Origin of the sequence: Haloferax profundi (genome assembly GCF_001469865.1) — an archaeon.
Classification (GTDB): domain Archaea; phylum Halobacteriota; class Halobacteria; order Halobacteriales; family Haloferacaceae; genus Haloferax; species Haloferax profundi.
Genome location: NZ_LOPV01000178.1, coordinates 1 through 8,132 on the forward strand (window position 1 = coordinate 1; position 8,132 = coordinate 8,132).

The 8,132-nt window shown below is 63.2% G+C and carries 8 protein-coding genes; 3 read left to right on the forward strand and 5 right to left on the reverse strand.

The genetic code is table 11. From position 1 onward, the window contains the following. Positions 1-925, forward strand: a 925-nt coding sequence (locus AUR66_RS09575; RefSeq protein ID WP_058572221.1) for an ornithine cyclodeaminase family protein, incomplete at its 5' end; no start/stop codon positions are given. Positions 926-957: 32 nt separating this feature from the next. On the opposite strand, the gene AUR66_RS09580 is transcribed toward AUR66_RS09575, so the two are convergent. The 5 genes from AUR66_RS09580 to rqcH all read right to left on the reverse strand — a co-directional run bounded on the left by AUR66_RS09580 (position 958) and on the right by rqcH (position 6,391). Continuing rightward, the gene (locus AUR66_RS09580; protein ID WP_058572215.1) at positions 958-1,395 is read right to left on the reverse strand and encodes a hypothetical protein; all 438 of its coding nucleotides are present in this window, start codon (positions 1,393-1,395) and stop codon (positions 958-960) included. Between the two features lie 133 nt (positions 1,396-1,528). After that, positions 1,529-2,599 (reverse strand): mRNA surveillance protein pelota, encoded by a 1,071-nt coding sequence (locus tag AUR66_RS09585; protein ID WP_058572216.1) that lies wholly within the window; start codon positions 2,597-2,599, stop codon positions 1,529-1,531. 45 nt (positions 2,600-2,644) lie between these two features. Next, positions 2,645-3,334, reverse strand: a complete 690-nt coding sequence (locus tag AUR66_RS09590; RefSeq protein WP_058572217.1) for a DUF4013 domain-containing protein — start codon at positions 3,332-3,334, stop codon at positions 2,645-2,647. 67 nt (positions 3,335-3,401) lie between these two features. Then, positions 3,402-4,112, reverse strand: a complete 711-nt coding sequence (locus tag AUR66_RS09595; protein ID WP_058572218.1) for a DUF4013 domain-containing protein — start codon at positions 4,110-4,112, stop codon at positions 3,402-3,404. 176 nt (positions 4,113-4,288) lie between these two features. Beyond that, positions 4,289-6,391: a ribosome rescue protein RqcH gene (gene rqcH / locus AUR66_RS09600; RefSeq protein WP_058572219.1), complete on the reverse strand. Its 2,103-nt coding sequence runs from the start codon at positions 6,389-6,391 to the stop codon at positions 4,289-4,291. A gap of 99 nt (positions 6,392-6,490) precedes the next feature. On the opposite strand from rqcH, the gene AUR66_RS09605 reads away from it, so the two are divergent. Both AUR66_RS09605 and AUR66_RS09610 read left to right on the forward strand, forming a co-directional pair. Continuing rightward, entirely contained in the window at positions 6,491-7,852 is a 1,362-nt protein-coding gene (locus AUR66_RS09605; RefSeq protein ID WP_058572220.1) for a hypothetical protein, read from the forward strand. Beyond that, the coding region (locus AUR66_RS09610; protein ID WP_157533047.1) for a GNAT family N-acetyltransferase at positions 7,849-8,132 on the forward strand (284 nt) is incomplete at its 3' end. The genes AUR66_RS09605 and AUR66_RS09610, both read left to right, overlap by 4 nt.

Sequence of the window (8,132 nt, forward strand, 5' to 3'; positions counted from 1 at the left end):
TCGAGCAGGCTATCGACAGCGCGGAAACGGGGCACCTGCGGAACCCCGGACGAAGCTTCTCAACCGTGAGCCACCGGGGATGTTCACCACGTACGCGGCGGTGCTCCCCGAGACGGGCGCGATGGGTGGGTACATGTACTCCGCCGGGTTCGGCGCGACGGACGCGTGGTTCATGACACCGTTGTTCGACGCCGAGTCGGGTGAACCGCTCGCACTCCTCGACGGCGCGAGCATGAACCCGTTCAAGACAGGCGCAGCAGGGGGCGTCGCAGTCGACGTCCTCGCCCGCGACGACGCCTCGACGGTGGCAGTCGTCGGCAGCGGTCCACAAGCGAAGGGCCAACTCCGCGCCATCGACGCCGTCCGTGACCTCGAAACGGTCTGGGTCTACTCGCCGACGAAGAAGAACCGCGAGCAGTTCGCTGGGGAGATGGACCGACTACTCGACGCGAGCGTCGCTGCCGTCGCCTCCAGCGCTGCGGCAGTCGAAGGTGCGGATATCGTCGTGACGGCGACCACCGCCGCAGAACCCGTCTTCGACGGCGACCTTCTCGAACCCGGTACCCACGTCACGGCGATGGGGCAGTACCACCCGGACAAGCGCGAACTCGACACGACGACCATCGCCCGCGCGAAGTACGTCCCCGACTTACGGGAACGCGCTACCATGGACGCGGGGTCGTTCCTCGCGGCCGTCGACGAGGGCGTCGTCGACGAGGACCACATCTACGCCGAACTCGGTGAAGTGGTCGCTGGGACCGTCCCCGGCCGCGAAGACGACGACGAGATTACCGTCTTCGACAGCGGCGGAACGGGTATCGAGACGGTGGCAGCGGCGCACATGCTCTACGAGAAAGCCCGCGACGAGGGACTCGGCACGACGATAGACTTCTCACCCGCGAGCGAGTCGCTGACGGGTGAGTGAGAACCCGACAGTCTGTGTGAGAGTCTTCCCGGTTACAACGTGAACTTCGCGGTACGTTCGACTCGTTCGACGACGGTCGGTAACAGCGCCAACGCACCGGTGACGACGATTGCAGGGACGACGATGCCGGCCCAGAACCACCCAGAGTGGACCTGCACTGCAGCCCCGAGCAACGACGTGCCACCGACCACGAGACTGTAGTACGCAGACCGCAGGGGAAGCGTCGGGAGATGGCCGGGACGCGGCCACGACCCCGTCGAGACGTACTGCCCGCGGTAGGTGCCGACGGCGGCAGCGCTCACGACGAGTGCCGTCATGCCGGATAGCGACACCGCCTCGGGTGGTGTCGCTGCCAAGAGCATCCAGAGTGTCGGAATCACGAGGACCGACACCTCCCACCCGGCGAAGAACACCAGGTCGAGCCATCGGTCGACTCGTTTGATGGCTTTCGTGAACACGCCCGATTCCACACTAGACACTCGGTCGCAGGCGTCTAAACGGTTGCTCCGAAAGGAGACGAAGACATCCAAGCGAGAGAGAATACGCTTCGAACTCGTCTCGTGACGGCGACGAACGGTGCAGACACTTCGGACGCGGCGGTGCTTACTGGAGTCGGTACCGAAGGATAGCCGCGATGCCGCCGAGGTTCTTCAACTGCTCGCCGGGTTGGAACTCGGCCGAGAAAACCGTCACTTCGCCGCCTTTCTGTTCGACCGAGTCGATGATGTCGTTCACGTCCACGTCCCAGTCGCCTTCTCCCTGCCGTTCCGCACGGAGTCGAGAGTCGAGGAGGAGAAGGTTCTCGACGGCCCCGAACTCGGCCGCTTCGGCGACCTGTTCGACGCCGTAGGCGGCTTTCGCGCCCGTGGAGATGTTCTCCATCAACTCGTCGATGAGGTTCGCTTCCTCGGCGATGCGCGTCTGTTTCTGCACGTCGTCGACGGCACCGCGTTTGAGGACTTCGTGGACGCCGCGGTCACCGACGCCGGCGGTGTCGACGGTGGTGACGATGTTCTCGGCCACGTCGGCGTAGTTCTCCTGGAGGTAGTCCATCGCGTCGTTCTTCGTGAAGCCCGGACCGGCGAGGATGATGGCGTCTACGTCGAGGTGCGAGAGGGCCGACCCGAGTTCGTCGAACAGTTCGGACCGAGGGCGAGCGTACTCGCCTTTCCCAGTCGGTTTCGTGAGCGAGGCGTACTCTTCGGTCCCGTACTGGGCGACAGTGTGGATGTACGCAGCACCTTCTTCGACCGTCGCGATAGCCACGTCGGGGTTCTCTGCGGCCTGTTCTGCCGTCTCGATGCGGTCTATCTGGTCGGCTTTGAAGTGCTTCTCGATGGTTATCTCGGCGCGCTCTTCGACGTTGATGGTGTGGTGATGGCCGAGTTGGTCTTCGCGGGAACACGAGGTGATGACGCCGCCGACGCGGAGGCGGTTGGCGAAGCGTGCGAACTCGATGTCGTCGACTTCGATAGTCACGTGGAGGTGTTCGCGCTCACCGCCCGTGTCTCGCATCTGTTCGTCGTCGCGCTGGATGCGGCGGGTGGTGTCACCGGAGACGAGGTCACCCGGTTCGAGGACGTACGAGAGATGCCAGAGGTCGTCGACGTTCTCGGGGACGAGCGTGATTCGCTCGCGCCCCTCTTCGCCCCGACCGCGACTCGAGATGCGCATATACGTCCGGTCGTCGCGGAACGGAAAAGAGTCCTGCTATCGCGGTTACCAGCCCGACTGTTGACCGATACCATCGGCGTACCCTCTCGCCCACAGGTAGTACGTCGTCACCTGGACGTAGAACAGGACGAAGACGCCGACGAGGATAATCGAGAGGAGACTCCCAATCGTGCCGAGGACGAGTGCGACCACGATGGCAAGAACCCACGCGATGGCGTACTCAGCCGTGAACGCGCCACTGAGAATCGTCCGAACGTCGAAGCCGGCACCGAGGTTTCCTTCGATGGCGAAGTTCGCCCCCGCGGCGGGGACGACGTACCCGACGACGAGCGAGAGAGCGAAGACGACCAGGCTTCCGAGAATGGCGACGATACCGATTCCGAAGTTGCTCGCTGGTTCGGGCGGCATGCCCGCGCTGGTCGTCGTTTCGGCGACTGCGAACGTGCTGAGTCCGATAATCGCCGAGAAGCCGATGATTGGGATGATTGCGAGGAGCGCCCAGACGAACGTGACGACGAACAACTTCAGGCCGTCGACGAGGAGACCACCCCAATCGGTGAACGAGGGTGCCGCTTCCTCGCCGCGGGCCGCCGCCTGCATGGCCCGCACGTAGTATCCTTGCAGGATAATCGCGGGGACGATGAGGACAGAGAGGAGCGAGAGGACACCACCGATAATCGTGGTCGCCAGCCAGTCGTCGCTTCGCTTGAGGAACGACAGTGCGTCGGAGAGCATGCTGAGAAGGTGTCGCTTCGCTATCGGCTTAGATATTCCGTCGAAAATGTGGATTCTAGTCGACAGTTCAGACGGCGGGTTGCTCGTCGGGCGTCTCGCCTTCGTCCATCATCTCGATGTCGTGGAGTTCGCCCCACGTCTTGCCGATGATGTAGTAGGCGGCGACCGAGGCGTAGAACGTCACGAACGCGCCGACGACGAAGCCGAGCAGCGGGACGACGTTCAGGATGCCGACGACGAGGGACGCCGCGAACAGCACCACGAACGCCGTGAGCCACGCAGTGGCGTACTTGCCCGAGGTGAGGATGGGCCGGAGCGTCCCGAAGTCGAAGCCTGCACCGAGGCGGTCAGTCTCCGCGTAGTTCGCGAGGGCCGCCGGCACGAGGTATGCGGCGGCGAGGCTGAGGACGAACGCGACCAACAGGCCGAGCAACGTCACGATGCCGCCGAAGGCACCCGCGGCGTCCGAGCCACCGCCAGCGACGATGCCGATGAGGCCTGCGAAGCCGAACACCAGCGCCACGATAGCGGGGATGAGGAAGTACACGAACGCGATAGCGAAGCCTTTCAGGCCATCGACTAACATGTCACCCCACTCGTCGAACTCTGGCGGTTCTTCGTCTCCGCGCATCGTCGCACGGACGACACGAAGGAGATACCCGATGACGAGGAACGTCGGGATGATGAGGAAGCTCAATAGGCCGAGTACACCGCCGATGAGAACTGTCTTGACCCAGTCCTCTCCGTTACGGAGGTAATTGATTGATTCTGAAATCATTGGAATTCACCGAGCGCCGTCACCCGACCACGAGGCACCGAGCCAACTGGTGTTTAGGTATCACGCACGCGCTCGGGTATCATTACGGTGAGAAAGTATATAATCTTGCACCAAACACTCTCGAATAATGGCACATTAATCCATCAAACGTCGAATTTCGAGCGACTGGAGTGGATTCAGTCGTCGAGGATGTCGCTTCCGCCCGGCGGCAGGAACTCCTGAATCTGGTCCGGAGACGCAATCTTTCTGACGAACGATTTGTCCGCGAAGCGTTCACGGAGTCGCCGGTAACAGAGTTTGGCCGCGTCGTTTTGGGCGTACTGACCAGGTGTGAGCGTCAGCGTCGTCTCTGCGCGCGTCTCGATTGCCGACGGCGGGCCGCCGATGACACGTGTCTCGTCCTCGCACTGGATGCCGACGGCGACTTTGGCGGGCATATCTTCGAAGTACCGGCGGTCCCCGCGGATGACGAAACTCCCCTTCTCGACGTACTCGCCCGACTCGGGCGTCTTGGACACCTGCGACGGTTCGACCATGTAGGCGTCGTCGGCGAAGCGGCCCTCCTTCCAGATGGATGAGTACGACACGGCGAACTGGGCGGCCTCTCGGAGCGTCTCTTCGGAGAAGTCGACCTTCTGTGCGGGTTCGCTCGGCCCGGTGGCCTTCAAGAGCGTCACGGGGCCACCGTGTGCCTGCGTGTGGAAGAAGCGGTCGTGTTTGCTCATGTACTTCTTCACCAACTCCTCGTTCTGGTCGGCGTTGCGTCCGCCGACGACGAGGTACCCGTCGGAGGTGTGGAACCACCGGAAGCGCTCGAACCAGTGTTCGGTCGACTTGACCGGGACCGACCCGAGCGAGAGCCAATCGGTCTCTTCGGGTTCTTCGTCCTCGTCTTCGTCTTCTTCGTCGTCCGCTTCCCACTCGTCGCGGCGTCGTTTGGCAGCCTCCAATTCCTCGCGCGTGTCTTCGATAGCCGCGAGGGCACCCTGTTTCTTCTCTTGGATGCGCTTGGCTTCGGTGTACAGGCGGTCGGCGTTCTTCTCGACGCCCATCGACACGTCGACGGTGACTGTCGTGTCGTCGAGGGCGATGGTGGCCGTTCCGTTGGCACCGTCGACGTCTTCGACGGCCTCCGCGGCGGGGATGCCCTGTTCGGCACCCGAGTCGAGTTTCGCGGCGATGTCGTCCCACGGGACGCCCTCCTCGCGTGCACCGCGAATCGTCTCGATAACGTCGTCGACGAGGTCGTAGTTCGCGTAGAGCAGTTCGGCACGGTGGCGTTCTTCGTTCGCCTGCTCGTCGAAGCCTTCGATGGCCTGTTCTTGTTGTTCGATGATGCGCTGTTGTTTGGCGATTTGCTCCTCGAAGTCGGGGCGGTTCGAGGTGGCCTCTTGCTCGTCGGCGGTCAAATCGAGGCGGAAGAAGTAGTCGTCGAGCGCATCGTTGAACGAATCGTGGGCCTCCTCGTCGAGGCCCGCGTTCTGGTGTTCTTCGAGTGGGAACGGCGTCACGTCCACGACTGCCCCCTCGTCGTCGAGGTAGACGCGCGGGTCGAACTCACCGGACCGGACTTGATGGCGAAGTTCGACGATGGCGTCGTAGATTTTGTCGTAGTCTTCGTCCGTCGCGTCGGCGATGTCGAGCGTCTTCTCTACGCCGGCCCGGGTACAGATTTCTTCGGCGTAGAGGCCGCCGAGGTTCAGTTGCGTCGCGATGGTGCGGACCACGTCGGTGTCCGACTGGTCCATGTGGCGACCGAGTGCGTCGCGACTGATGGTAAGGGGGTCGAGTCGAGAGGAAGGATACTCGTACTGCGACCCCGGTGCGACGGTCCGCGACTTGAGACGAACCGTCTCCAGACTGCGGACGACTTCGCCCGTCTCGTCGAGGATGGCGATGTTTCCTTGCCCAAAGAGTTCGACGACGATTTTCGTGTTCTCGTCGCCGCGTTCGAACGTGAACGTGAGGATGCGGTCGAACTCGTACTGTTCGACGCCCGCGAAGTCGGCCCCGCTGAGTCGGTTGCGGAGCATCATCGCGAAGTTCGGTGGTCGACCGGGGGCGTCCGGGACGTGCTCTTGTGCGGCGAGGTGTGCACGCTTGATGTCGCCGACTTCCAAGAGGAGTTCGAGACGGCCACGGTCGAAGTCCCGCATCTTGAGGCGAAGCAGGTCGTCGCCGTAGAGGTACGCCTTGTCGACCTTCGCACCCTCGTACCGGTTCAACTCGGTGACGAGGGCCGCGAGGTCGACGCTCGTGAGTTCCCGCTTCGGGTCCATGGACTCGCTTTTCGTCGGCGACGGAAAAGGGGTGTCGTTTCCGCAGGTGCGGTCGTGGGGGAGAAGACACTTATCACCGAGTCGAAATCTATGCGGTAGATGAGACTCCGCGCTGCCTGCTTCGTCCTCCTCCTCGTCGCGTCTGTGCTTCCGGTTGCGATGGGGCCGACTGTCGCTAGTTCACCTCCAGAGCCGGTGTGTGGCGTCTGTAGCGACCCGTTCGTCGATGCCGCCGACGATGCCGGTATCGACCTCACTATCGAATCCAGCGAACTCGACGTCCGAGTCGGCGACGACGGAGTCGGCCACTGGAGTGCCTTCGTCACCGTCGACGAGCAGTCTGCGGTAACCTTCCGCGAGAATCTGGCCCTCCTCGACGGCGTCGTTCGACAGACGTTCGAGAGCCATCGCCTGTTCGTCGACGACCCCCAAAACCTCGACAGTCGAATCGACGGCCGCACCGTCGTCGTCACGTTCGAGGTTCCGGAGATGGCGTCTCAGGGCTACGGCGATGTACTCCTGGTCGATTACTTCAACGCCGACGGCTACACGCGGTACGTCTACGTCGACGCCGACCGGTTCACTGTCACTGGCCCCGAGGGAACCGTCCTCGTCAACGACCCAGCGCGACTGAACACCGGCGACGACACGAGGGCGACGTGGGTCGGTGGCGAACGGAACCGCGCGTCTATCGACGACGAGACGTACCTCGCCTTTGGACCCGATAAGACGCTCTCGACGCAAGCCGCCGCCTCCGCGAGCATCGCCGCCGATTCGGCACCGTATCTGCTCTCAGACCTCGTTGGGGCGGCGTTCCTCCCGGCGCTCCTGATGGCAATCGGCGTGGTGGGAATCCAGTCCGCGACACGGCGATTCGACACGCGGGCGGACTCGGTTCGAACGCTCGGCTACATCGTCTCAGGCCTCGGCGTCGCGTGGATGCTGAGCCTCGTCGCCCTCGGGATGTTCGCTGACGGACTCAGCGCAATCGCGTGGACGCTCGGACTCCAGTTCGTCCTCATCGGTCTCGTCGGTGTTCGGCGGCCAGGGTCGGTGACGTTCTGGCGACTCGTCGCCGTGACTGTCGGCCCTCCAATCGTAGTCGCCAGCGTCGTCTCACTCTTCACGAGGACGGGCCAACTATGGGGTGTCCCGAGTGCGCTCTCTCTCGGCACGACAGTCGCGTTGTTCCTTCCATTCGGCTACGCGGCTCGACGGAAAATCGACGCTCGTCCGTTGGCACTCGCTATCGTCGCCGCCCCTGTCGCCTTCACCATCCCGGCACTCCCAATCGGTGGGTTCGGCCCCGCATTCTTCGCGATACTCCTCGTCGGGTGGACGCTCGTGACACTCGCCGCAGGGACACTCGTCTACCGACTCGGGTGGGCACTCGGCGACGAGACGACGGAGGGGCCGCCTCCGCAATCGTCAGGTACTCGCCCGCAAAATCACCGTGCATGACCGAGACCGAAGTCCGAGTCGTCACCACTGAGGACGAACGAGCGGACGCCTTCGCCGTCCGAAAGGCCGTCTTCGTGGACGAACAGGGCGTCGACGAAGAGATAGAGTGGGACGAGTACGACGAACCCGAGTCGGATGCAGTTCACTTCGTGGGCTATCGAGACGGCGAAGCAGTCGGTGCGGCACGCCTCCGTGAGTACGAACCCGGTGTCGGGAAAGTCGAACGCGTCGCCGTCCTCGAATCGGTCCGTGGCGAGGGGTGGGGAAGACGGCTGATGGA